This window comes from Stenotrophomonas sp. LARHCG68, from assembly GCF_052871705.1.
This window is the reverse complement of sequence record NZ_JBIXJV010000002.1, coordinates 124,282-148,099: the sequence shown is the minus strand read 5'-3', so window position 1 is coordinate 148,099 and position 23,818 is coordinate 124,282. Positions and strand designations below refer to the sequence as shown.

At 68.6% G+C, this 23,818-nt stretch carries 23 protein-coding genes; 8 read left to right on the top strand and 15 right to left on the bottom strand.

Annotated features, from left to right (window positions below; translation table 11 throughout):
* Nucleotides 1-4: 4 nt before the first annotated feature.
* The gene (locus tag ACIPR8_RS08080) at nucleotides 5-916 is read right to left on the bottom strand and encodes a LysR family transcriptional regulator (protein ID WP_446540709.1); all 912 of its coding nucleotides are present in this window, start codon (nucleotides 914-916) and stop codon (nucleotides 5-7) included.
* Nucleotides 917-995: 79 nt separating this feature from the next.
* Here ACIPR8_RS08080 and ACIPR8_RS08075 point away from each other — a divergent pair, with 79 nt between their 5' ends.
* Nucleotides 996-1,991 (top strand): aldo/keto reductase, encoded by a 996-nt coding sequence (locus ACIPR8_RS08075; RefSeq protein WP_192286820.1) that lies wholly within the window; start codon nucleotides 996-998, stop codon nucleotides 1,989-1,991.
* A 359-nt stretch (nucleotides 1,992-2,350) separates the two neighbouring features.
* Here the strand turns inward: ACIPR8_RS08075 and purD are convergent, their stop codons facing one another.
* The 6 genes from purD to prmA form a co-directional block, all read right to left on the bottom strand.
* Nucleotides 2,351-3,637, bottom strand: coding sequence for a phosphoribosylamine--glycine ligase (purD, locus tag ACIPR8_RS08070; RefSeq protein WP_446540708.1), 1,287 nt, complete (start codon nucleotides 3,635-3,637; stop codon nucleotides 2,351-2,353).
* Between the two features lie 82 nt (nucleotides 3,638-3,719).
* Nucleotides 3,720-4,508, bottom strand: a complete 789-nt coding sequence (locus ACIPR8_RS08065) for a hypothetical protein (RefSeq protein ID WP_446540707.1) — start codon at nucleotides 4,506-4,508, stop codon at nucleotides 3,720-3,722.
* A 53-nt stretch (nucleotides 4,509-4,561) separates the two neighbouring features.
* The gene (gene purH / locus ACIPR8_RS08060; RefSeq protein WP_446540706.1) at nucleotides 4,562-6,145 is read right to left on the bottom strand and encodes a bifunctional phosphoribosylaminoimidazolecarboxamide formyltransferase/IMP cyclohydrolase; all 1,584 of its coding nucleotides are present in this window, start codon (nucleotides 6,143-6,145) and stop codon (nucleotides 4,562-4,564) included.
* 175 nt (nucleotides 6,146-6,320) lie between these two features.
* A complete protein-coding gene (gene fis, locus ACIPR8_RS08055) occupies nucleotides 6,321-6,593 on the bottom strand; it encodes a DNA-binding transcriptional regulator Fis (RefSeq protein WP_132863360.1) in 273 nt (90 codons plus the stop codon).
* A 102-nt stretch (nucleotides 6,594-6,695) separates the two neighbouring features.
* Nucleotides 6,696-7,448, bottom strand: coding sequence for a DUF3426 domain-containing protein (locus tag ACIPR8_RS08050; RefSeq protein ID WP_446540705.1), 753 nt, complete (start codon nucleotides 7,446-7,448; stop codon nucleotides 6,696-6,698).
* Nucleotides 7,449-7,477: 29 nt separating this feature from the next.
* Nucleotides 7,478-8,392, bottom strand: a complete 915-nt coding sequence (gene prmA, locus ACIPR8_RS08045) for a 50S ribosomal protein L11 methyltransferase (protein WP_446540704.1) — start codon at nucleotides 8,390-8,392, stop codon at nucleotides 7,478-7,480.
* 144 nt (nucleotides 8,393-8,536) lie between these two features.
* Between prmA and ACIPR8_RS08040 the strand changes: the two genes are divergently transcribed.
* From ACIPR8_RS08040 to ACIPR8_RS08030, 3 genes are all read left to right on the top strand, one after another.
* Entirely contained in the window at nucleotides 8,537-9,499 is a 963-nt protein-coding gene (locus ACIPR8_RS08040) for a hypothetical protein (protein ID WP_446540703.1), read from the top strand.
* Entirely contained in the window at nucleotides 9,496-9,855 is a 360-nt protein-coding gene (locus ACIPR8_RS08035) for a hypothetical protein (RefSeq protein ID WP_192286812.1), read from the top strand. The genes ACIPR8_RS08040 and ACIPR8_RS08035 overlap by 4 nt, the downstream gene beginning before the upstream one ends.
* A 120-nt stretch (nucleotides 9,856-9,975) precedes the next feature.
* The gene (locus ACIPR8_RS08030) at nucleotides 9,976-12,039 is read left to right on the top strand and encodes a putative bifunctional diguanylate cyclase/phosphodiesterase (RefSeq protein WP_446541053.1); all 2,064 of its coding nucleotides are present in this window, start codon (nucleotides 9,976-9,978) and stop codon (nucleotides 12,037-12,039) included.
* Between the two features lie 147 nt (nucleotides 12,040-12,186).
* Here ACIPR8_RS08030 and accC read toward each other — a convergent pair whose 3' ends face one another.
* The 4 genes from accC to aroQ are packed head-to-tail and all read right to left on the bottom strand — an operon-like array spanning nucleotide 12,187 to nucleotide 14,972.
* Nucleotides 12,187-13,554 (bottom strand): acetyl-CoA carboxylase biotin carboxylase subunit, encoded by a 1,368-nt coding sequence (gene accC / locus ACIPR8_RS08025; RefSeq protein ID WP_192286810.1) that lies wholly within the window; start codon nucleotides 13,552-13,554, stop codon nucleotides 12,187-12,189.
* Between the two features lie 10 nt (nucleotides 13,555-13,564).
* Nucleotides 13,565-14,044 carry an acetyl-CoA carboxylase biotin carboxyl carrier protein gene (accB, locus tag ACIPR8_RS08020; RefSeq protein WP_192286809.1) on the bottom strand — a complete coding sequence of 160 codons (480 nt, stop codon included), beginning with the start codon at nucleotides 14,042-14,044 and terminating at the stop codon, nucleotides 13,565-13,567.
* A gap of 53 nt (nucleotides 14,045-14,097) precedes the next feature.
* A complete protein-coding gene (locus ACIPR8_RS08015) occupies nucleotides 14,098-14,529 on the bottom strand; it encodes a lysozyme inhibitor LprI family protein (protein ID WP_446540702.1) in 432 nt (143 codons plus the stop codon).
* Complete coding sequence (gene aroQ, locus ACIPR8_RS08010; RefSeq protein ID WP_132863376.1) at nucleotides 14,526-14,972, bottom strand: type II 3-dehydroquinate dehydratase; 447 nt, start codon at nucleotides 14,970-14,972, stop codon at nucleotides 14,526-14,528. The genes ACIPR8_RS08015 and aroQ overlap by 4 nt, the downstream gene beginning before the upstream one ends.
* A gap of 469 nt (nucleotides 14,973-15,441) precedes the next feature.
* Here aroQ and ACIPR8_RS08005 point away from each other — a divergent pair, with 469 nt between their 5' ends.
* The 4 genes from ACIPR8_RS08005 to ACIPR8_RS07990 all read left to right on the top strand — a co-directional run bounded on the left by ACIPR8_RS08005 (nucleotide 15,442) and on the right by ACIPR8_RS07990 (nucleotide 18,246).
* Nucleotides 15,442-16,053, top strand: a complete 612-nt coding sequence (locus ACIPR8_RS08005; RefSeq protein ID WP_192286807.1) for a TetR/AcrR family transcriptional regulator — start codon at nucleotides 15,442-15,444, stop codon at nucleotides 16,051-16,053.
* A gap of 34 nt (nucleotides 16,054-16,087) precedes the next feature.
* A complete protein-coding gene (locus ACIPR8_RS08000) occupies nucleotides 16,088-16,765 on the top strand; it encodes a type 1 glutamine amidotransferase domain-containing protein (protein ID WP_446540701.1) in 678 nt (225 codons plus the stop codon).
* A gap of 74 nt (nucleotides 16,766-16,839) precedes the next feature.
* A complete protein-coding gene (locus ACIPR8_RS07995) occupies nucleotides 16,840-17,250 on the top strand; it encodes an organic hydroperoxide resistance protein (protein WP_446540700.1) in 411 nt (136 codons plus the stop codon).
* 18 nt (nucleotides 17,251-17,268) lie between these two features.
* On the top strand, nucleotides 17,269-18,246 hold the full coding sequence (locus ACIPR8_RS07990) for a zinc-binding dehydrogenase (RefSeq protein WP_446540699.1): 978 nt from the start codon (nucleotides 17,269-17,271) through the stop codon (nucleotides 18,244-18,246).
* 76 nt (nucleotides 18,247-18,322) lie between these two features.
* Here ACIPR8_RS07990 and ACIPR8_RS07985 read toward each other — a convergent pair whose 3' ends face one another.
* The 4 genes from ACIPR8_RS07985 to ACIPR8_RS07970 all read right to left on the bottom strand — a co-directional run bounded on the left by ACIPR8_RS07985 (nucleotide 18,323) and on the right by ACIPR8_RS07970 (nucleotide 23,718).
* Nucleotides 18,323-18,895: a TlpA disulfide reductase family protein gene (locus tag ACIPR8_RS07985; RefSeq protein ID WP_446540698.1), complete on the bottom strand. Its 573-nt coding sequence runs from the start codon at nucleotides 18,893-18,895 to the stop codon at nucleotides 18,323-18,325.
* 1 nt (nucleotide 18,896) lies between these two features.
* Nucleotides 18,897-21,242, bottom strand: a complete 2,346-nt coding sequence (locus tag ACIPR8_RS07980) for a protein-disulfide reductase DsbD family protein (RefSeq protein ID WP_446540697.1) — start codon at nucleotides 21,240-21,242, stop codon at nucleotides 18,897-18,899.
* Between the two features lie 4 nt (nucleotides 21,243-21,246).
* A complete protein-coding gene (cutA, locus tag ACIPR8_RS07975) occupies nucleotides 21,247-21,579 on the bottom strand; it encodes a divalent-cation tolerance protein CutA (protein ID WP_446541052.1) in 333 nt (110 codons plus the stop codon).
* Nucleotides 21,580-21,966: 387 nt separating this feature from the next.
* Entirely contained in the window at nucleotides 21,967-23,718 is a 1,752-nt protein-coding gene (locus tag ACIPR8_RS07970; protein WP_446540696.1) for an endonuclease, read from the bottom strand.
* Nucleotides 23,719-23,818 lie beyond the last annotated feature (100 nt).

The following is a 23,818-nucleotide window of genomic DNA, read 5'->3' as shown; positions in this document are numbered from 1 at the left end:
GGCGCTACCGGTTCGCCGCGCGCATGAAGTCGATGAACACCCGCAGCTTGGGGGCGAGCTGGTCGCGCGACGGGTAGTAGAGGTGGAAGCCGGCGAAAGGCGGTTGCCAGGCTTGGAGCACCGCTTGCAGATGGCCGGCGGTGATGTCGGCGCGTACGGTGTGCGCGAACACCTGCTGCAGGCCCAGGCCGCTGCGCGTGGCCTGCAGCGCCAGGTGGCTGTCGTTGAGCAGCAGCGGGCCGTCGACTTCGACATGGAAATCGCGGCCGTCGCGGCTGAACTCCCAGGCCATGATGCGGCCATCGCTGCTGCGGTGGCGGATGCAGGCATGCTCGACCAGTGCTTCCGGGCGGTCCGGGACGCCATGCCGTCGCAGGTAGGACGGTGCGCCCACCACCACCAGTTGCAGCGGTGGCCCCAGCGGCACGGCGATCATCCCGGCGGCCAGCGATTCGCCCAGGCGGATGCCGGCATCGAAGCCTTCGGCCACGACATCGACCATGGCCGGCTGCACCGACAGCTCGACCTGCACCTGCGGGTAGCGGGCGTGGAAGCCGGGCAGGAACGGCAGCAGCAGGTGCTCGGCCGGGAAGCGCGGGGTGGTGATGCGCAATTGGCCGCCGGGAACGTCACGGCTCTCCTCCACCGCCTGCAGCGCCCCACCGATGCGCGCCAGTGCCGGCACCGTTTCCTGCAGAAGACGCTGGCCGGGCTCGGTCAGCCCGACGGTACGCGTGGTCCGCTGCAGCAGGCGGGTGCCCAGGCGGCGCTCCAGGCTGCGGATGGTCTGCGACAGCGCCGAGGGTGACACGCCCAGTTCCGCTGCCGCCTGGCGGAAGCTGGCCAGCCGGGCCACGCAGGTGAAGGCGACCAACGCGGGCAGCAGGGCAGGGTCGATTGTGCGGTCTGGCTTCATGGTCAGTCCCGATTATGCGGGTTTATCGCCTGCCGGGCGCGGCCTACAGTGGCCATCCCCCTGATCCCTGGAGTCGACGATGCAGACCCGCGTATTGGGCCGTGACGGCCCGGTTGTTTCCGCCCTTGGCCTTGGCTGCATGGGCATGAGTGCGTTCTATGGCGGCCGTGGCGATGACGCGGCGGCGATCCAGGTGATCCATCGTGCGCTGGAGCGTGGCGTCACCCTGCTCGACACCGCCGACATGTACGGCCCGCATACCAACGAGGTGCTGGTCGGGCGTGCGATCGCCGATCGCCGCGCGCAGGTGTTCCTGGCCACCAAGTTCGGCGTGCGCCTGGATGCCTATGACCCGCAGGCGCGTGGCGTGGATGGCCGCCCGGAGTACGTGCAGGCCGCATGCGAGGCCAGCCTGCAGCGGCTGGGCGTGGACCACATCGACCTGTACTACCAGCACCGCGTGGACCCGAATGTGCCGATCGAGGACACCGTGGGGGCGATGGCGCGGCTGGTCGAGCAGGGCAAGGTGCGCTACCTGGGCCTGTCCGAGGCGGCGCCGGAGACCATCCGTCGCGCGCATGCGGTGCATCCGATCACCGCGCTGCAGACCGAGTATTCGCTGTGGTCGCGCGAGCCCGAGCACAACGGCGTGTTGCATACGGTGCGCGAGTTGGGCATTGGTTTCGTGCCGTACTCACCGCTGGGGCGTGGCTTCCTGACCGGTGCGATCCGCAGCCCGGAGGATTTCGAGGACGGCGATTACCGGCGCAATTCGCCGCGCTTCCAGGGCGAGAACTTCGCCCGCAACCTTGCGTTGGTGGAGCAGGTCAACGCGATTGCCGCCGCCAAGGGCATCAGCCCCGGGCAGCTGGCATTGGCCTGGGTGTTGGCCCAGGGCGATGACCTGGTGCCGATCCCGGGTACCAAGCGCCTGGCCTACCTGGAGGAAAACCTGGGTGCGCTCGACGTGGTGCTGGATGCCGACGAGCTGGCCCGCATCGACGCGGTGTTCCCGGTGGACGTGGCCGCCGGTGCGCGTTACCCGGCGGCGAGCATCGGCAGCGTGCATCGCTGAGGGAGTGAGGGCTGGGGGGCGGGGCAGAAGCAAAGGCCGCCCTCATCCGCCCTTTGGGCACCTTCTCCCGCTGGCGTGAGAAGGGAAGAATCACCGGCTCCGGCACGCCTGCCTGCGCTTCGCTTCCGCGCGTTCGTCCTGCCGGGCATGAACTGCCCGGCAATGCGGGAGAAGCAAGGATGATCGGGACCCTCCCTTCTCCCGTCTGCGGGAGAAGGTGCCCGAAAGGGCGGATGAGGGCAGCGCTGCGCTGTGTGCTTCTCGCCCCAAAGTGACGTGCTTCAATTCGTCAATAAATGGATGCAACAAAAAAGGGCGGCCTCAAGGCCGCCCTTTTCGTCTTCCGTCACGCCGATGCCTTACTGCTGCTCGCGCGCGATCGCGCGCCAGCCGATGTCGTTGCGATGGAACTCGTTGGCCCAGTGGATCTTCGCAACGCCTGCATAGGCATGCTGCTGCGCATCGGACACGCTGTCGCCCAGCGCGGCCACGCACAGCACGCGGCCGCCGGCGCTGACCACGTTGCCGTCGGCATCCAGCGCGGTACCGGCATGGAATACCTTGGCGCTGCCCGGCACGTCCGCCAGGCCGCTGATGACGTCGCCGGTGATCGGCGTTTCCGGGTACGGCTTTGCCGCCATCACCACGCCCAGCGACGGGCGCGGATCCCATTGCGCGTCCACGCCGGCCAGCGCGCCGTCGATGGCGGCTTCGACCAAGTCGACCAGGTCCGACTGCAGGCGCAGCATCACCGGCTGGGTTTCCGGGTCGCCGAAGCGCACGTTGAACTCGATCACCTTCGGCGCGCCGCTGGCGTCGATCATCAGGCCCGCGTAGAGGAAGCCGGTGAACGGCACGCCGTCGGCGATCATGCCGGCCACGGTCGGTTCCACCACCTCACGCATCACCCGCGCGTGCACGTCCGGCGTCACCACCGGGGCCGGCGAGTACGCACCCATGCCGCCGGTGTTCGGGCCGGTGTCGCCATCGCCCACGCGCTTGTGGTCCTGGCTGGTGGCCATCGGCAGCGCGACGCGGCCATCGACCATCGAGATGAAGCTGGCTTCCTCGCCCTCCAGGAACTCCTCGATCACCACGCGCGCGCCGGCATCGCCGAAGGCATTGCCGCTGAGCATGTCGCGCACCGCGGCTTCGGCTTCGTCCAGCGTCATCGCCACGATCACGCCCTTGCCGGCGGCCAGGCCGTCGGCCTTGATGACGATGGGCGCACCCTTCTCGTGCAGGTAGGCCAGCGCGGCATCAACCTCGGTGTGCACGGCGTAGTACGCGGTGGGAATGCCATGGCGGGCCAGGAAGTCCTTGGCGAACGCCTTGCTGCCTTCCAGCTGCGCGGCGGCGGCGGTCGGTCCGAAGATGCGCAGGCCGGCGGCACGGAAGGTGTCGACCACGCCAGCCACCAGCGGCACTTCCGGGCCGACCACGGTCAGGCCCACGGCCTCGTCCCGGGCCAGTTTGAGCAGCCCGGCGATGTCGGTGACCTTGACCGCGACGTTGCGGCACTTGCCTTCGGTGGCGGTGCCGGCATTGCCCGGGGCGACGATCACTTCGCTCACGCGCGCGGACTGCGCCAGCTTCCAGGCCAGGGCGTGTTCACGGCCACCAGAGCCGATGACGAGGATTTTCATGGGGGTCGGTTCCTGTGGGGAGGGAGCGGGAGGGTTCAGGTGGCCACGCGGACCGGTGCCGGCATGCAGTGCGCGTTGCGGATCACTTCGCACAGCCCTCCAGTTGCAGTTCGGCAGGCATCGGGTAGCGCGACTGCGCAGGCTCGTAGGTGATGACGTGGGTCTTGCTGACACGGCCGCGGCAGCCGTTGCCTTTTTCCTGTACCTGCAACGGCCAGTACGCAAGGCCGGGCTGGCTGTCGTCGAGGCGGACCTCGAGGTTGAGGTCCAGGCGCCCGTGCGAGCAGTGCCCGGCGTCGTTGCACTCGATGGCGTTGTGGTCGTCCAGGTGGGTGCGCAGCCAGCCGGCGTCGGCCACCTTGTCGCCGCCGTCGAACACCAGCCAGGCCCGATTGCGCATCACCGAGCCGACCGCGACCAGTTCGTCGTCGATCTGGTACGCCCAGGCACCGGCGCCAACCTGCAGCGTGCTGACCGTGCCCGGTTGCCCGCCGGCACCACTGGCACGTCCGGGCAGCTCGGCGGCCAACGACATGCGGCCGTCGGCCGCTTCGTGCAGCACGATGAAATCGGTGGTGCCCAGTTCGATGGAAGTGGCGTCATCGTAGTGGGTGCAGACCGCAAGCATGCGGTACCGCTTGCCGCCGATGACCGCGGCCTGGTCGGCGCAGACGTCGCGGTGGATCGGGCGGACGTGATCCATGTCCGGATCCGTCAGCTGCTGCGCCCAGGGTCCCTTCAGCTGTGCAGGCGCGCCGTAGCGTTCCTGCAGCAGTGCCAGCACGGCGTCGTCGTGGCGCAGCACCGGCACCTTCGCCTCCGCCTGGGCGGGGGCGGGCTTGTCCTGCTGGCAGGCGGCCAGCAGGAGCACGGCGCCCAGGGAAACCGATCGTAGAAACACCCCCGTCGCCATCGTCGCGGTACTCAGTGACGGAAGTGGCGAACGCCGGTGAACACCATGGCGATGCCATGTTCGTCGGCCGCGGCGATCACTTCGGCATCGCGCATCGAACCGCCCGGCTGGATCACCGCGGTGATGCCGGCTTCGGCGGCGGCGTCCAGGCCGTCGCGGAACGGGAAGAACGCATCGGAAGCCATCACCGAGCCCGGCACCACCAGCCCGGCATCGGCGGCCTTGATGCCGGCGATGCGCGCGGAGTACACGCGGCTCATCTGGCCGGCGCCCACGCCGATGGTGCGCTCGTCCTTGGCGTAGACGATCGCGTTGGACTTGACGTACTTGGCCACGCGCCAGGCGAACAGCAGGTCGCGCAGCTCGGCGGTGGTCGGTGCACGCTGGGTCACCGTCTTCAGCTCATCGGTGGTCATGTCGCGGTTGTCGGCGCTCTGGATCAGCAGGCCCGAACCAATGCGCTTGGTGTCGTAGTTGTTGCGCGCCTCACCGGCCGGGATGCGCAGCACGCGCACGTTGGCCTTCTTGGTGGCGTACTCCAGCGCGGCCGGCTCGTAGTCCGGGGCGATCAGCACTTCGACGAACTGGCGGTCGAGGATGGCCTTGGCGGTGGCCGCATCCAGCGTGCGGTTGAAGGCCAGGATGCCGCCGAAGGCGCTGGTCGGGTCGGTGTTGTAGGCCATCTCATACGCGGCGCCGACATCGGCGGCCACGGCCACGCCGCAGGGGTTGGCGTGCTTGACGATGACGCAGGCCGGCACGTCGAACTGGCGCACGCATTCCCATGCGGCATCGGCGTCGGCCAGGTTGTTGTAGCTCAGTTCCTTGCCCTGCAGCTGCACGAAGGTGGCCAACGTGCCCGGTACCGGCCACAGGTCGCGGTAGAACACACCGCTCTGGTGCGGGTTCTCGCCGTAGCGCAGGTCCATCACCTTCACGAAGGTGGAGTTCATCTGCGCCGGGTATTCCTCGCGCACCGGTACCGCGGCGGTGGTGTCGCTGACTGCGGACAGGTAGTTGCTGATCGCCGCGTCGTACTGGGCGACGCGGTTGAACGCGGCCACCGACAGCTCGAATCGCTTGGCGGCCGACAGCTTGCCGTCGTGGGCATTCAATTCGGCCAGCAGGGCGTCGTACTGGTCCGGGCTGGTGGCCACGGCGACGCGGGCGAAATTCTTCGCGGCGCTGCGCAGCATGGCGGGGCCGCCGATGTCGATGTTCTCCACCGCGTCGGCCAGGGTGCAGTCGGCCTTGGCGGTGACCGACTCGAACGGATACAGGTTCAGCACCAGCAGGTCGATCGGCGCGATGCCGTGTTCGGCCATCACCGCATCGTCGGTGCCTGCGCGGCCGAGCAGGCCACCATGCACCAGCGGGTGCAGGGTCTTGACCCGCCCGTCCATCATTTCCGGGAAGCCGGTGACATCGGAGACGTCGGTGACCGGCAGGCCGGCGTCGCGGATCGCCTTGGCGGTACCGCCGGTGGAGAGCAGCTCGACGTTGCGGGCGGCCAGGGCGCGGGCCAGTTCGACCAGACCGGTCTTGTCGGAAACGGACAGCAGGGCCCGGCGGACGGGCAGCAGATCAGCAGACATGGGGACAGGGGGCAGCGGAAGCGGGCCGGTATTGTAGCCGGGCCGTCACATCCGTGACCTGTGGCTGGGAGGTTGCATCTGCCGACAAGGGGCAGGTGGCGCCGAGCCATGCCCGGCGGAAGTACCCGGTGAACGCTTCAGCGCAGCGTGGCTGCGCGCGACCGGGCGGGGCGGCTCAGGCCAGCCCGTATTCCTTGAGCTTCTTGCGCAGGGTGGCGCGGTGGATGCCCAGCAGCGCGGCGGCGCGGCTCTGGTTGCCTTCGCAATGGTTGAGAACTTCCACGAACAACGGGATTTCCATCTCGCGCAGGACGATTTCGTACACGTCATCGGCGTCACAGCCGTCCAGATCGCGCAGGTAGCGGCGGACGGACTGGGCGACGTGTTCACGAAGCGGCGGCTTTGCAGCGCCACGACTGATGTCAGGACGTGTGGGGGCAGCGTTCAAGGGAGTTCCCGCAAATTCGACGGAGTCGGGCGCGCTTGGCCCGGCGTGGGGGGAGGAGTCTAGCGCGTGGGCCGGCAGCCCGCCACGCCGTTGTTCCTCCAGTTACTGGAATTCGAAGCTGAAGGCGACCGTCGCGGCGGCCGGTTCGCGCAGCCGGAAGGACACCTGCGCGCTTTGTCCGGGCGCCAACCGGCCCTGCGCATCGGCAGCCGGGCCCAGGTACTCCGCCGGTTGCAGTGTGCGCCGGCCGATCACCCGGCCATCGGCGTCGGACAGCGACAGCCGCAGCGCTGGCCATGCCTGCTCCCAACGCGCTTCATTGCGGAAACTGGCCTGCACCTGCAGGACGCCCGGCTGGCCCGGCACCGGGCGGATCTCGCGGCTGAGCATGCTGTAGGCACTGGGCTCATGCCATGCCGGCAGGGTGCAGCGCAGCACCGTGCACAGGGCGCTGACCAGGGGCCGGGTGCCGGCATCGGCGGCAAGCCGGGCGCGGTCGGCGACCAGCACCTGCACCAGCAGCAACAGCCCCAGCGCGGCGACCACGCCCCATTGCCAGCGCGGCGTCGCACGCGGCGGTGCGCCGGCCTGACGCTCGGTACGCATGAAGCTGGGAGCGGTCACCGCAGGGACCGGCGGGGCCGGTTCCTCGTCCAGCGTGTCGCTGTTGGCCTGCTGCGATGGAATCAGGTCATCGGCAATGGTGATATCGCCGCCCTCGTGCAGCGCCTGCGCGGCCTCCTGATCCGATGCGACGGGCGCAACGGGCTCCGCCGGGAGCGGTGCCGTGGCCGGTGCCTGGCCCTGCAGGAAGGTGGCCAGTGACGGTTGCGATGGCGTGGGTTTGTCGCTCATGTCAGGCGGTGACGGGGCAATGCGCCCATTCAAGCACGGCGCACGCCGGTGATGCGCATCCAGTCGCCGTCCTGCACCGCCTCAAGCTGGTCGAACCAGGCCGCATAGCGTTCCAGCAGTTCGCCCTCCTGGCCATGCAGGATGCCGGACAGGGCGATCCGCCCGCCGGTGGCCACGCGCGTGGCCAGCAGTTCGGCCAGGGCGTCCAGCGCCGAGGCCAGGATGTTGGCCACCACCACCGGATAGGTGGCGACCGGTTCGTCCTCGGGCAGGTAGGCGGCGATATGCACGCCGTTGCGCTCGCCGTTGTCGGCGGTGGCGATCAGCGCCTGCGGGTCGTTGTCCACGCCCACCGCCGCACCCGCGCCGAGCTTGAGCGCGGCCAGGGCCAGGATGCCGGAGCCACAGCCGAAGTCGAGCACGGTGCGGCCTTCCAGTTCGCCTTCGGCCGAGAGCTGGTCGAGCCAGCGCAGGCACAGGGCGGTGGTCGGATGGGTACCGGAGCCGAAGGCAAGGCCCGGGTCCAGTCGCACCACGGCGGCCTCGGCGGCCTGTGCCGCTTCCGGCAGGTCATGGTTCCACGGCACGATCCAGGTGCGCTGGCCGAACGACATCGGCTGGAACTGGTCCAGCCAGGCGCGTTCCCAGTCCTCGTCCTGGACCGCGCGGAAGCTGGCGCTGCTCCAGTCCAGGCCCGGGTCGAATGCCTCCAGTGCGGCCAGCAGGGCCAGGCCGTTGGTATCGGCCGGGAACAGCGCGGTCAGCACCAGGTCGTTCCACAGCGGGGTCTCGCCCACGCCCGGCTCCAGGATCGCGCGCTCGTTGCTGGTGTCGGCATCGGCGTCGAGCATGGTCACCGCCAGCGCACCCACGTCGTCGAGTGCATTCTCGTAACGGGGCTGGGTGGTTTCGGTGCAGCGCAGGGTGAGTTCGAGGAAGGGCATGGCGGGGGACGGCAGCGGCAGGACAGGGCACGCATCCTAGACGAGGCGGGCCCGGATTGCGCGCGGCCGGGGCTGTTGACATCCACACGCCAGTCCATTGCTACACTTGCGCCCTGCACTCGGCCGTCCTGTCCCTGCCTCCGGATGTTCTCCCTGCTTGCCAAAAAGCCCTGGTACCTGCTGGCGCTGCCCGTTGCGGTGCTGCTGGGCGTGCTCGGCTATCGCGGTGGCATCGGGCTGCATGCCGGCGGCGGTGGCAACGCTGAATTGGCGGCCGTCGGTGCCGGTGCGGAGGTGAGCAACGCCAACGGCTTCAGCAGCGGCCCGGCGCAGCCGGAAGTGGCCGCATCCACCGCGATCGGCCCCGGCCTGCCGGTGGACCTGCGTGCGGTGTTCGAGCGCGGGCGCGACCTGTACGCATTTGCCCGCGAGCTGCGTGCCGCCGCCGATGCCGGCGATGCGGAAGCGGCATGGATGGTCAGCCGCATTCATGATTACTGCGGTGTCTATGCGATGGACCCGCGCGGGTATGCGCTGGACAGCAGCACGCTGGCCAGCATGGGCCTGAGCGACGTGCCCGGCCTGAACGCCGCGCGTGAGCGCGTCAGCGTGGGCTGCGTGGGCTTCACCGCCGCCGATGCGATCGGCCGTGGCGTGATCCTGCAGGAGCGCCAGCAGGCCGCAGCGGCCGGCAACCTGGCCGCCGAGGCCGCGCTGCTGGCGATGGGGGAGCCGCTCAAGCGTGATGCGGACTACCGCCGTGGCCTGGTCGAGCGCGTGCTGAACTCGCAGGATCCGGAAGCCTTCCTGGCGGTGTCCTCTGCAATGGGTGTCACAGCCGCCGGCGATGATGCCTACCGCGGGATGGTGGCGGGCGACCAGTTTTCCCAGCTGGCCTGGCAGGTTGCGGCCTGCCGGTTGGGGTTGGCCTGCGGGCCGAACAGCATGTTGATGACAAGCTATTGCGCCAACGGCGGGATCTGCTCCAAGGATCCAGGCCAGGATTTCGAATCGTTCGTGTATGACGCCGCCGTGCCACGGCAGAGCGAGGGAAGAATGAACCAGCTGGTAGACAGCCTGCGCGGTGCGCGGGGAGGTAAGCGATGAATTATCGTCAGTTCGTCCATGGAGCCAAGTTCTGGGTCTGGGTGGTGTTGTTCGTCGCCTACTCCGCCGGTGCGGTGGGAGTGGTGCTGATCGATACCTACGAGGATCGTTACCGTGCGATGAGCAAGGTCAAGCTCACCACCGTGAAATCGGACATCGACACCCGTCGCGCCGGTGCCAGCCAGGCCGCGGCCATCTACCGCGCGCAGAGTGGCGCGCCGTTCTCCACGCTGCAGCCGGGCAGCAGCTTCCAGATCGTGTGGCCGGACGGCTCGGTGGAGACGGTGACGGTGATGGATCCGTCCTCGCCACTGGGGACCGAGCCGGTCACCGGCAGCGCGATCGACGCCCGGTAAGCGGGCGCGAGGCAGGCAACGCGGAAGGGCGGGTTTCCCGCCCTTTTGTTTGCCCGCAAGTATTCCCGCGCGTGGCCGATATCGGGGCGTGCGAATGAGTGTGTTGAAAGACCCGTGATGATGATTGCCCGTTACGACCACACCCTGGTCGGCTTTTCGATAGTGGTCGCCGTGCTGGCGTCGTACACCGCGTTGGACATGGCCGGGCGGCTGGCCACGGCGCAGGGCAGGGTCGCGCGCTGGTGGTTGCTGGGCGGCGCGGTGGCGATGGGGTTGGGCATCTGGTCGATGCATTTCATCGGCATGTTGGCCTTCGACCTGCCGATCCCGCTGGGCTACGACCTGGCGCTGACGCTGTGGTCACTGGCGGTATCGGTGGGCGCGTCGGCTTATGCGCTGTGGCTGGTGTCGCGCCCCAGCCTGCAGGGCCTGCGGCTGCTGGCCGGTGCGGTGCTGATGGGGCTGGCGATCGCGGCCATGCACTACCTGGGCATGAGCGCGCTGCGCATGCAGCCGGGCATCGACTACCACCCCGGCTGGTTCCTCGCCTCGATCATGGTCGCCATCGGCGCGGCGGGCGCGGCATTGTGGATCGCCTTCCGGCTGCGCAACGAGCGCCGCAATACGCTGTACATGCGCGCGATGGCGTCGCTGCTGATGGGGGTTGCCATCGTCGGCATGCACTACACCGGCATGGCCGCCGCGCGCTTCCCGGAGGGCAGCATCTGTGGCGCGGTGAGCGCCGGCGGCATCGACACGCGCTGGCTGGCGGTGCTGGTGATCGTCACCACGGTGGCCACGCTGGGCATCGCCACGGTGGCCTCGCTGTTCGACCGTCGCATGCGCGAGCGCACCGGCGTGCTGGCCGACTCGCTGGCCGACGCCAACCAGAAGCTGGTGCAGGCGGCGCTGCATGACCCGTTGACCCAGCTGCCCAACCGCATGCTGCTGCAGGACCGCATGGGCCAGGCGATCAAGCGCGCCCAGCAGGAAGGACGCATGGTCGCGGTGATCTTCTGTGACCTGGACGGCTTCAAGACGGTCAACGATGCCTATGGCCACCATCTCGGTGATCGCCTGCTGGTGGCGGTGGCACGCCGCATCGGCGCGCTGCTCGGGCCGCAGGACACGTTCGCGCGGCTGGGCGGCGACGAGTTCGTGATGGCGCTGGGCGTGGGAGGCCCGGACGACGCGCTGCTGGTGGCCGAGCGCATCGTCGCGGCGGCGGCGCAGCCGTTCCTGATCGACGCGGCGGAGCTGCAGGTCAGTGCCAGCCTCGGCATCGCGTTGTACCCCAGCGACGCGCGCAACGAGCGCGAACTGATGGCCCATGCCGACGTGGCCATGTACCACACCAAGCGGCTGGGCCGGAACGGCTACACCTTCTTCACCCCGGCCATGCAGGTCAACGCCAATCGCCAGCTGCGCCTGCTGCAGGACCTGCGCAAGGCGGTGGAGAACGACGAGCTGGTGCTGCACTACCAGCCCAAGTTCGACGCCGGTGGCCAGCGGGTGATCGGCGCCGAGGCATTGCTGCGTTGGCAGCACCCGGAGCTGGGCATGCTGGCGCCGGACATGTTCATTCCCATCGCCGAGCGCAGCGGGTTGATCCTGCCGATCGGCGACTGGGTGCTGGACCAGGCCTGCCGGCAGCTGCGGCAATGGCATGACGCCGGCAACCGGGAATGGACGATGGCGGTGAACCTGTCGCCGCTGCAGTTCGATTCGCCGGTGCTGGTGGAGACGGTGCGACGGATCATCCAGGAGCATGGCATCGACCCGACCTGCCTGACCCTGGAAGTCACCGAGACCACGGCGATGAAGGATGTCGAGGCCAGCCTGGACGTGCTCAACCAGTTGACCGCGATGGGGTTGAAGATCGCCATTGACGATTTCGGCACCGGCTATTCCAGCCTGCTCTACCTCAAGCGCATGCCGGCGGCGGAGTTGAAGATCGACCGTGCCTTCGTGCGCGACCTGGAGCGCAACGAGGAGGATGCGGCGATCGTGTCCTCGATCGTGGCACTGGCGCGCGCGCTGAACATCAAGGTGGTGGCCGAGGGCGTGGAGACCGCGGCGCAGCGCGAGTTCCTGCGTTCGCTGGGCTGCGACTCGCTGCAGGGCTACTTCCTGGGGCGGCCGACGGCGGCTGCGGCCTTCATGGGGTTGGCAGCGCCGGCATGACCCGTCGGTGATGCCCGTCATCCACTGAGCGTGGTCGCGAGCGACGCGCCGCGGGCGGGGAGGGAGCGCAGCGCAATCCCGGCCTGCGGCGCCAGGCAAAGGAAAAGGCGGGTTTCCCCGCCTTTTCCTGTTCCATCAAACCCTCGATCAGGTCAGCGCGATCGACTGGTTCTTGCGCTCGGCCAGGCGCTTTTCCAGGTAGTGGATGTTCTGTCCACCGGCCTGGAAGCCCTTGTCGCGCATGATGCGCTGCTGCAGGGCGACGTTGGTCTTGATGCCGTCCACGACCATCTCGCTCAGCGCCACGCGCATGCGCGCGATGGCGGTGTCGCGGTCCGGGCCGTGCACGATCAGCTTGCCGATCATCGAGTCGTAGTTCGGCGGGACCTTGTAGCCGGCGTAGATGTGGGTATCCACGCGCACGCCCGGGCCACCCGGCGGGTAGAAGCCGGTGATCAGGCCGGGGCTGGGGATGAAGGTTTCCGCGTCCTCGGCGTTGATGCGGCATTCGATGGCGTGGCCGTGCAGCACCACGTCGCTCTGCTTGATCGTCAGCTTCTGGCCCGAGGCGATGCGCAGCTGCTCGGCGACCAGGTCGATGCCGGTCACCATCTCCGTCACCGGATGCTCCACCTGCACGCGGGTGTTCATCTCGATGAAGTAGAAGCGGCCGTCCTCGAACAGGAACTCGAACGTGCCGGCGCCGCGGTAGCCGATGCGGATGCAGGCTTCCACGCAGACCTTGCCGATCTGCTCGCGCAGTTCGGCGGTGATGCCCGGTGCCGGTGCTTCTTCCACCACCTTCTGGTGACGGCGCTGCATCGAGCAGTCGCGCTCACCCAGGTGGATGGCGTTGCCCTGGCCATCGGCCAGCACCTGGATTTCCACGTGGCGCGGATTCTCCAGGTACTTCTCCATGTAGACCTCGCCGTTGCCGAAGGCGGCCTTGGCCTCGGACTTGGTGGTCTCGATGGAGGCCTTCAGTGCGCCCTCGGCATGCACCACGCGCATGCCGCGGCCGCCACCGCCGCCCGATGCCTTGATGATGACCGGGTAGCCGATCTCGCGGGCAATCTTGGTGTTGGCGACGATGTCCTCGCCCAGCGGGCCGCCCGAGCCGGGCACGCACGGCACGCCGGCGGCCTTCATCGCGCGGATGGCTTCGACCTTGTCGCCCATCAGGCGGATGGTTTCCGCACGCGGGCCGATGAAGATGAAGCCGGACTGCTCCACGCGCTCGGCGAAGTCGGCGTTCTCGGACAGGAAGCCGTAGCCGGGGTGGATGGCCTGGGCGTCGGTGACTTCAGCGGCGGCGATCAGCGCCGGGATGTTGAGGTAGCTTTCCGACGACGGGGCCGGGCCGATGCAGACCGACTCGTCGGCCATGGCCACGTGCTTGAGGTTGCGGTCGACGGTGGAGTGCACCGCGACCGTGCGGATGCCCAGGGTGTGGCACGCGCGCAGGATGCGCAGCGCGATTTCCCCTCGGTTGGCGATTACGACCTTGTCGAGCATGGCCGGCGCCTCAGGCGATCACGAACAGCGGCTGGTCGAATTCCACCGGGCTGCCGTTCTCGCCGAGGATGGCCACCACGGTGCCGGACACTTCGGCCTCGATCGGGTTGAACATCTTCATCGCCTCGATGATGGCCAGGGTTTCACCGGCCTTGATGGTCTGGCCGACGCTGACGAAGGCCGGCTTGTCCGGCGAGGACGAGGCATAGAAGGTGCCGACCATCGGTGCGCGCTGCACGTGGCCTTCCGGCAGGGCGTTGCCCGGCTTGGCGGTGCCACCGGTGGAGGCCTCGGTCGGGCCGCTCATCGGCATGGCCGCCGGCGCAGCGGCCGGTGCGGGCGCGTAGACCGGGGCGGCGACCGGGGCGGCGTAGCCGCCGACCGGGGTGCGCGACAGGCGCACGGATTCCTCGCCTTCCTTGATCTCGATCTCGGCCAGGTTCGACTCTTCCAGCAGGTCGATGAGCTTCTTGATTTTGCGCAGATCCATGAGGGCCTCTTTCGTTCTGTTGTAGCGGTAAGGTGGGGGCGCGGTGCGCCGGGTCAAAGTTCGTAGAAGTCGCGCAGTTGCCGGGTGCGGTCCTGCGCGTGGATGGTCAGGCAATGCGACCGCGCACCATTGCGCGAGGTTCCATCGGCATTGAAGGCGTAGACCGCGGCGCAGTCCTGGTCACGCAGGGTGATCCAGGCGCGTTGCGCGGCCACCAGCTGCTGCTCGGCGCTGCCGCAATGGCTGCAGCTGCCGTCGGTGGCCTGCTGCCGCAACTGCTGGCGCACCTGGCGGTAGACGGCATTGAGTGCCTCGTCGGCGTCCTCGGCGCGGTCGGCCGCGCACAGGTCGCTTTCCATCGTGCTGACCGCGGTCGTGCAGTCGATGCCCTCAGCGGCACGGTCACGGGCCGGGCGCGCATGCGCCGGCGCCAGCAGCACGCTGCCCAGGGCCAGTCCGACCAGCAGGTGCGGCAGCGCTTTCACGCGGCAGCCGCCAGCCGCTGCAGGGCGGCGTCCATCGCATAGCGGTAGCTGTCGGCGCCAAAGCCGCAGATCACGCCCACCGCCTTGTCGCTCAGGTAGCTGTGCTGCCGGAACGGCTCGCGGCTGTGCGGGTTGGACAGGTGGATCTCGATGAAGGGAATGGCCACGGCAGCCAGCGCGTCGCGCAGGGCCACCGAGGTATGCGTGAAAGCAGCCGGATTGATCAGGATGAAAGCGGTTCCATCGGTGCGCGCGGCCTGCACCCGGTCCACCAGCACGTGTTCGGCGTTGGACTGCAGGTGGTCGGTGGCATGGCCGGCGGCCTGTGCCTGCGCGGCCAGCGCCGCATCGATCTGGGCCAGCGTGGTGTGGCCGTAGACCTCGGGCTCGCGAGTGCCCAGCAGGTTCAGGTTGGGGCCGTGGAGAACCAGCAGTTTTGCCATGGACCGAGGGAAGGCGGGAAAGGGCGGCAGTGTGATCGAAGCCGGCAATGCTGTCCAGTTCGGCGAAATTAGCCGCGTTTAAAGCAATTGTTTGAATCCTGATGCGGCTGGACCCGTGCGGCATGGTGGGCCATTTCCGTCATGTCCACAGCGGTTGGGTGGGAAGAGTCGCAGTGCAGGGCCTACTGCCCACGAACAGCCGCCCGACGCAATGCGCAACGGTTGGCAGCGTGATGGGCGACGTTCGCGGATATCGCACCGCGTAGCTGCACGGCCAGGCGCGCGCGGCCATCTCCCTTCTCCCGAAAAGCGGGAGAAGGTGCCTCGAAGGGGCGGATGAGGGCGGCTTTCTCTGCCGCCGGACACTGCAAGTGAACCCACGATTCCCCGGATCGCGGTCCAACGGATGCCCCCATCCAGTTCGCCCCCGTTAATAGACGACCGGTCTATTTGAAATACGATGCGCCCCATGAACTTGTCCCCCAAAGCCCAAGCCACCCGCCAGCACATCCTCGATACCGGCTACCGGCTGGTATTGCAGAAGGGATTTGCCGCGCTCGGCCTTCAGGAAATCCTCAAGGCCTGCGCGGTGCCGAAGGGCTCGTTCTATCACTACTTCCCGTCCAAGGAAGCGTTCGGCTGCGAACTGCTGCAACAGTACGTCGACGGCTACGGGCGCAAGCTGGAGCAGTTGCTGGCCGATGGCGGCACCGGCCGCGAACGGCTGATGCGCTACTGGGAGGCATGGATGCGTGACCCGGCCGACCCGGCGCAGGGCTGGGCCGAGGAGTGCCTGGTAGTGAAGCTCGCCGCCGAGGTCGCCGACCTTTCCGAGGACATGCGCCGGGTGCTGGATGACGGCGTGCAGCGGCTGTTACAGCGGATCGCCGTGCTGGTCGAGGAAGGCCGCGCCGATGGCTCGCTGCCGGCCGGCAAGCCCGCCCTGGATGTGGCGCGGGTGCTCTACCAGATGTGGCTGGGCGCAGCCCTGCTGTCCAAGCTGAGCCAGGACCACCTGCCCCTGCAGCAGGCGCGCGAGGCCACCGAACACCTGCTGACCTGCGGCCATCGCGCCGCGTGATTCCCCCACCGCCCCAACGATTGAAGGCACTGACATGAACGTCCTGTTCGTACTGACCTCGCACGACCAGCTCGGCGACACCGGGCACAAGACCGGCTTCTGGCTGGAGGAATTCGCCGCACCGTACTACGTGTTCAAGGATGCCGACGCCACCCTCACCCTGGCCTCGCCGGCCGGTGGCCAGCCGCCGCTGGACCCGCGCAGCGACGAGCCCGACGCACAGACGCCGGCCACCCGGCGCTTCAGCGGCGACGATGCGGCGCGCCAGCACCTGGCCACCACGCTGCCGCTGGGGCAGGTCGATGCCAGCCAGTTCGATGCGGTGTTCTACCCCGGCGGCCACGGTCCACTGTGGGACTTGGCCCGCGATGCCGATTCGATCGCGCTGATTGAAACCTTCGACCGTGCCAACAAGCCGCTGGGGCTGGTCTGCCACGCGCCGGCGGCGCTGGTCGCGGCGAAGAAGGCCGACGGCAGTCCGCTGGTGGCTGGCCGCAAGGTCACCGGTTTCTCCAACAGCGAGGAGGACGCGGTCGGCCTGAGCGCGGTGGTGCCGTTCCTGATCGAGGACGCGTTCACCCGCCTGGGAGGTGACTACGCCAAGGGGCCGGACTGGCAGTCCTTCGTTGTGACCGACGGTCGGCTGGTCACCGGGCAGAACCCGGCCAGCTCCGAAGCCGTGGCCCAGGCGCTGCTCGCGCAGCTCGGTTGAGCGAGCCCGTCACTCTCCCCTGGTTCCTGGCCGCGCGAACTGCGCAGGCCACCTCACATACAAGGAATTCCGCCATGAAGATCTTCTACAAGACCCGCGCCACCGCGACCGGTGGCCGTGCCGGCCGTACCGCCCTGGACGACGGCAGCCTTGCGCTCGACCTTGCCCTGCCGGGCTCCGGCAAGGCCGGTGCCAATCCCGAGCAGTTGTTCGCGCTCGGCTATGCGGCCTGCTTCGACAACGCGCTGCCGGTGGCGGCCAAGAAGCTGCAGCTGCAACCCACCCACACCGCCACCTCGGTGGAAGTGGGCATCGGCCAGACCGCCGAGGGCGGCTATGCGTTGGACATCGACCTGAGCGTGGCGGTGCAGGGCCTGGACGAGGCCGACGCGCGCCGCCTGGTCGAGGCCGCGCACCAGATCTGCCCGTACTCCAACGCCATCCGCGGCAATGTCGACGTGCGCCTGCACGTGACTGTCGCCTGAGCCCCCGGGGAGGCCGTCATGCGCAGTGCGATCCACGCCACGTTTGGTGAACCGTCCCAGGTCCTGGTCCTCGGTGACAGTGCCGTGCCGCAACCCGGCCCGGGCGAAGTACGGATCAGGACGATCCTCGCGCCGATCCACAACCACGACCTGTGGACGGTACGCGGCCAGTACGGCTACAAGCCGGAGTTGCCGGCCATTGGCGGCAGCGAAGCGGTCGGCACCGTCGACGCGCTCGGCGAAGGTGTCGAAGGCGTGGCGATCGGCCAGCGGGTGATGGCGGCCTCGGTGCACGGCACCTGGGCCGAGTACTTCATCGCACCGGCACGCATGGTCATCCCGGTGCCGGCCGGCATCGCCGATGAAGCCGCCGCGCAGCTGGTCGCGATGCCGTTGAGTGCGCTGATGCTGCTGGAATTCCTGCAGGCCCGCCCGGGCCAATGGATCGTGCAGAACACCGCCAACGGTGCGGTCGGCAAGACCCTGGCGATGCTTGCCGGCGCGCGTGGCGTGCCTGTGCTTGGGCTGGTGCGCCGCGATGCCGGCGTGGATGAACTCAAGGCGCTGGGCATCGACACCGTGCTGTCCACCGCACAGCCGGACTGGAAGGCACGCGCCCGCGCGCTGCTCGGCGACACGCTGGCGCATGCAGCGGTGGATTCCATCGGTGGCCAGGCCAGCGCCGACCTGGTATCGCTGCTGGGAGACAACGGCACGCTGGTGTCGTTCGGCACCATGGCCGGTGAGCCGATGCAGATTCCCTCCGGCGACCTGATCTTCAAGCAGGCCACGGTCAAGGGTTTCTGGGGCAGCAAGGTCAGCCGCGAGATGTCGGGCGACAACAAGCGTCGTCTGGTCGGCGAACTGCTGCAGCGTGCGATGAGCGGTGAACTGACATTGCCGGTGCAGGCGACCTACGACCTGGCCGACGTCGCCGAAGCCACGCGCGCAAGCCTGCTGCCAGGCCGCAGGGGCAAGGTGCTGTTGCGGCCGTGAGGCACGACGCGCCGCTGGAAAGACACTGCCCCGCGCTTTGGCGCGGGGCAGTGTCATTGTGCGATGCGGTGCACGCTCAGGGGGCGCCGGACGTGGCCCAGGCCTCGATCTCGCCGGCCTTGAACGGGCCAAGCTTGTGCTTGACGAAACGCCCCTGGGCATCGAGCAGCACGCTGTAGGGCAGCAGCCCCTGCGTGTTGCCGAGCTTGACGCTGGCATCGTCGGGGCCGGGCGTGTCGATCACGATCGGGTAGTACACCGGCACATTGCCCAGGAAATCCTGCACCGCTTCCGGGGTGTCCAGGGCGATGCCCACCACCCGTGGGCCGTCGTCGGCATGCGCGGCGGCCAAGCGTGCCAGCTCCGGCATTTCCTCGATGCATGGCGCGCACCAGCTGGCCCAGACATTGATCAGCACCGGGCGGCCCTTGAAGTGCTCCGGGAAACGCACCGGCATGCCGTCCAGGTCGGGCAGGGTGAACGCAGTCAGTGCACTGCCGGGGCGGACGTCATAGGTGGGGGCCACGGCTGGCGCGGCCGGGAACGGGGTCCGCATCGTCGGCGGCGGGGCGGGGCGGGTCAGCCACGCCCCGGCTGCCAGACCGGCGGCAGCGGCGATGCCCGCCACCCACGCTGCCGTGCGGCGCACTTCAGCGCGCCGCGCGCAGCAGCGCGTCTTCGACGATGGACTGGGTCAGCACGGTGGGCAGCACGCGCGGCGGTGCGCCCGGGCCGTACACCACGTACAGCGGCACGCCCACGGCCTTGTGCTGCTCCAGGAAGGCGCTGATCTGCGGATCGACGTTGGTCCAGTCGCCGTGCATGTACACCGCGTCCACGCGCTTGAGCGAATCACGGAACGCATCGCGGTTGAGCACGCCGCGCTCGTTGGCCTTGCAGGTCACGCACCAGTCGGCGGTCATGTTGACGAACACCACGCGGTTGTCGGCGCGCAGGCGGTCGAGCATTTCCGGCGAATAGGCGACCACGCCTTCCTGGGCGGCGGCCGCGGCAGGCGGCGGCAGGCGGGTGACGCCCCATACCGGGATCAGCGACAGCACCGCCAGCACCAGGCCAAGCACCATGCCGGTCCGGCGGCTGTGCCAGCGGCTGCGCTCGAACCACCACAGGCCCAGCGCCAGCGTCGCGGCACCGGCCAGCATCAGCGCCATCGCGTCGATGCCGCGCTGCTTGCCCAGCACCCACAGCAGCCAGATGGCGGTCAGGTACATCGGGAACGCCAGCACCTGCTTGAAGGTTTCCATCCATGCGCCCGGCTTGGGCAGGCGACGGGCCAGCGACGGCACGAAGCCGATCAGCAGGAACGGCAGCGCCAGGCCCAGGCCCAGCGCCACGAACACGAGGAAGGCCAGCGGCGCCGGTGCGGTGAACGCGTAGGCCAGCGCCGAGCCCATGAACGGGGCGATGCACGGGCTGGCCACCACGCAGGCCAGCACGCCGGTGAAGAAGTCGCCGCTGGGGCCGCTGCGGCGCGCCAGCGACTGGCCGATGCCGCCCAGGTTGGTGCCCAGGGTGAACACACCGGTGAGGCTCAGGCCGACCATGAACATCAGGTAGACCAGGGTGGCGATGAACCAGGGATGCTGCAGCTGGAAGCCCCAACCGGCGGCCTGGCCGGCCGCGCGCAATGCCAGCACCAGGCCACCGACCGCGGCGAAGGCCACCAGCACGCCGGCGGTGTACCACAGGGCATGGCTGCGGGCGTGGGCACGGCTCTCACCGCTCTGCGCCAGGCCCAGCACCTTCAACGACAGCACCGGCAGCACGCACGGCATCAGGTTCAACACCAGGCCACCGGCCAGTGCCAGCAGCAGGGCCCACAGCAGCGAGCCGTGGTCTTCGGTGGTGCCCGGCGGTTGGCTACGCTGGCTGTTCTCGGCCGAGGCATCGGGCGCCGGTTCGGTCAGGTTGGGCGCGCCGGGGTCCGGGCGTACCACCAGCGGCTGCGGGGTCGGCGGGCTGGTCGGGTCGATGGCCGGCAGTACCGGCGCGCGATCCTTCTTGCCGCTGGGCAGCGGCGGGATCACCAGGGGCGCGACGGTGGCTTCCTCGCGCGCGGAGATGCGGCCGGCGGGGAGCTGCAGCTTCACCCGGCGGGTCATCGGCGGGTAGCAGATGCCGTCGGTCTGGCAGCCCTGGAAGGTCACCACCAGGGTGGCGGGGCTGGCTTCGGCGCGGTCGCGGCGCAGCGGTAGCGGCACGTCGACCTGGTCGAAGTAGACCACCACGTCGCCGAAATGCTCGTCGCGGTGCGAGGTGCCGTTGGGCCATTGCGGGCGGCCGGTACGGATGCCCGGCGCGCCTTCCAGGCCCAGCGAGGTGCGGTCGCGGTACAGGTAGTAGCCCGGCGCCGGCGAGAAGCGCAGCAGCAGGCGGTTGCCATCATCGACGATGGCCTCGAAGCCGAACGCCTTGTCCGCCGGCAGCGGCAGGTTCTGCGTGGCGGCGGCGCCGGGCAGTTTCAGCCCGCCGCTGTTGTTGGCGGCCAGGGGATTGAACATCGGTGCCGCGGCGGTCGCGGCCGGCGGCTCGCCGCCGGAGCCGGGCAGGCGGACCTCGATGCTGCGCTTCTGCGGCGGGTAGCACACCCCGGCGTCGGCGCAGCCCTGGTAGCGGACCTCCAGCGTGACCGTCTGCGTACCCGCTTCGGCGGTGCCGGGCAACACGGCGCGCAGCTGGCGGTGGTAGGTCTCCACGTCGCCGAAGAACTCGTCGTGCTTCTGCTCGCCCCTGCTGGGGAACTGCAGTGCCTCGGCGGTGAAGCCGGGGCCGGCCTTGATGCTGGTGCGGTGCCGGTAGAGGTAATAGCCGGGGGCGATGTCCCAGCGCAGTTCAATGCGGTCGCGACTCGGCGCGGTGGCCTGCAGGGCGAAGGCCTGGTCCACCGGGAGCAGGTCCTTCTCGCTGACGGCCAGTGCGGGCAGGGCGGTCAGGCAGAGCAGGCAAAGGGCGATAAAACGTCGCAGCAGCATCATCAACTCAGGTTTCCTCCCGGGTCTGTGCCCGGATCCAATCCAGATACGCCGGCAATCCGGCGCTGGCGGAGATCGCCACGATCTCCGGTAGTTCGTAGGGGTGCCGCTCGAGGATGGTGGCTTGCAGGGCCTCCAACCGGTCCGCGCAGGTCTTGATCAACAGCTGGACCTCCTCGGCCTGCTCGATCTGCCCCTGCCAGCCATACACAGACTGCATCGGGGGCAACAAGTTCACGCACGCCGCCAGCCGCCGCGCCACCAGGTGGTGGGCCAGGGCCTGCGCGCTGTCGTGATCGGGGCAGGTGCAGAAGACCAGTCTTACGTCCATCCGCGGGATTGTCGCAGAAGGCGCTGCGGCACTTTCGGATGGAAGTGTTGACATCGTTGTCATCGATTGTATATTGCCCTGCGTCACGATTTCACTCTGCCCTTGGCGCGACTGGCGCTGGTTTGCGACGGTCAGGAGAGTGAAACCGCTGGATGAGGCGCGTTGGCTGATGCCTGACGGAGCCGAGTCCGCCTTGGGGCTGTGCGGCTCAGGCATGCGCAGCCAGCGGTCGCGCTAGCACTCATCGATACAGAGCTGGAAGAAAAGAAAAGCGGTCACCGTTCCATCGGTAACTCTCTCTGGCTTCATGGCGCGGCCCGCTTATCCCCCGGGACGCGCCATTTTTTTTGTCACTGCAGGCCCGGTTCGCGGACCTGCAATGGCCTGCGAGCCTGCTCAGTTCAGTTGGCAGCTCGCCGGCTTGGCCGAGGTGAACAGCGACTCGCTCGCCCACTCGGGGTGGTCGATGAACGGGTTGCGGTTGCCCTGGAAGCTGTAGACCACCTCGTTGCGCTCGCGTTCGCGTGCGGTCGGCGGGTCGGCCAGGTGCCACTGCAGCAGCGTCGACAACAGGCCCATGTACGCCGGCGAGCTGGAGGTCAGCACGATCTTGCTGCGGTCGTTGGTCAACTCCAGGTCCGGCTCGCCCTGGCCGGTGACCGGATGCGGGTCGCCTTCGTAGCGGATGGCCATGTACATCACCGCGCGCGCGATGTCGCCCTTGCGGCCGTCCCACGTCTCGAAGCTGCCGGCGTTGCCGTCGGGGCCGACGAACCAGTTCTTCTGCCCGCGCGCGCTGCCGCCGCCATCACCGTCGTTGGCCTCGGTGGCCAGCGCGGTGCAGCCGCTGCTGCAGTTGGCCAGCGGCTTGTTGCCACGGCTGGAGTTGAAGTTGGTGTCGCTCAGGTAAAGCATGTGTGCATCGGTGTGTGGCGCGTAGGGCAGGCCCTTGTCACCGGTGGCCGAGGAGAAGCCCAGCGACTTGGGCCAGGTGTGCTCGCGGTTGTAGGTGAGGCCCGAACCGGTGCCGGCGCGCGCCGAGACCTTCGGGTAGCTGCGGTTGCGGTAGATGTCCAGGATGTTGTTGGGGTTGTTGGGATCCTCGTCGGCCACTTCCAGGATGGTCCAGGTGTTGGTGCCGGTGCCACTGTACGGATAGGAGGTGTGGCCCTTGATGGTGGCGTGCAGCGAGCAGCGCAGCTGCGAGGGGCTGCTGGTGTTGACCTTGGACCAGTAGCCGGCGGTGGTGGCGCTGGCGACGGTGAAGGACACCGAGGTGTTGCTGGCCGGGGTCATGCCGTCGACGTCGGTGATGCGGCTGGCGGTGACGGTCAGCTGGCAGCTGTCGCCGGCCGGCAGCACGTTCTGCGGTGCCAGCGGGAAGTGCGTGCCGCTGCCCGGGTAGGACAGGGGGATCGCGCCGGCCTGGGTGCATTGCAGGGCGAACGCGCCGCTGCTGGCGGTGACGGCTTCGCTGAAATGCACCTGCAGGTCGGTGGCCACCGCGACGTTGCTGGCGCCGTTGGCCGGCAGCGTGCTGGTCACCGACGGACGCGTACCGGTGCCGGTACCGGTGCCGTTGAAGCTCTGGTTGAGGTTGCATTGGCCGAAAGTCTGCGCGGCGGAGGTTTTCCACGCGAAGTCGGCGTATGCACTGCCACTGCCGCCCAGCTGCAGCGAGGTGCCCTCCGGGGTGCTGTTGGTTTCCGAAACCGGAAGGTTGGTGCTGCTCATGCCGGCCGCGGGGCCGTTGCTGGCGGTCAATGCGCCTTCGTAACTGAGGAACTGCACGACCTGGCCATTGCCATCGACCAGTGCGATGCCATCGTTGCCGCCGTTCTGGATCAGATTGGTCGAACGCAGGCTGGCGATGGTGACGGCGCTGCCGCAGTTGACCGCACTGCCCGCGGGCAGGTTGCGGGTGCTGTAGGTGACGCCGGCCGAGGGCGAGGCGCCGTTGTAGAGCACCACCTTGTAGGTGGACAGGTCCTCGCCGGCGGTGGCGACGACCTCGATGCCTTCATTCGCATCGCCGTTGCTGTTGTCGTAATGCAGTTCATTGACGAATACCGCGGCGGTGGCCGGACTGCTGGCCAGGGCGGCGAGCAGGGCCACACCGAGTGGCCCCGTGATCGAACGCTTGGTCATTGTGCTGTGTTCCCGGATTGGGTGGTGGATCCCCGCCGCCGGCAAGCGTACGGCCTGCAGATGACCGAATGAAGTGAAGGCGACCGTTCCGTCGCAACCG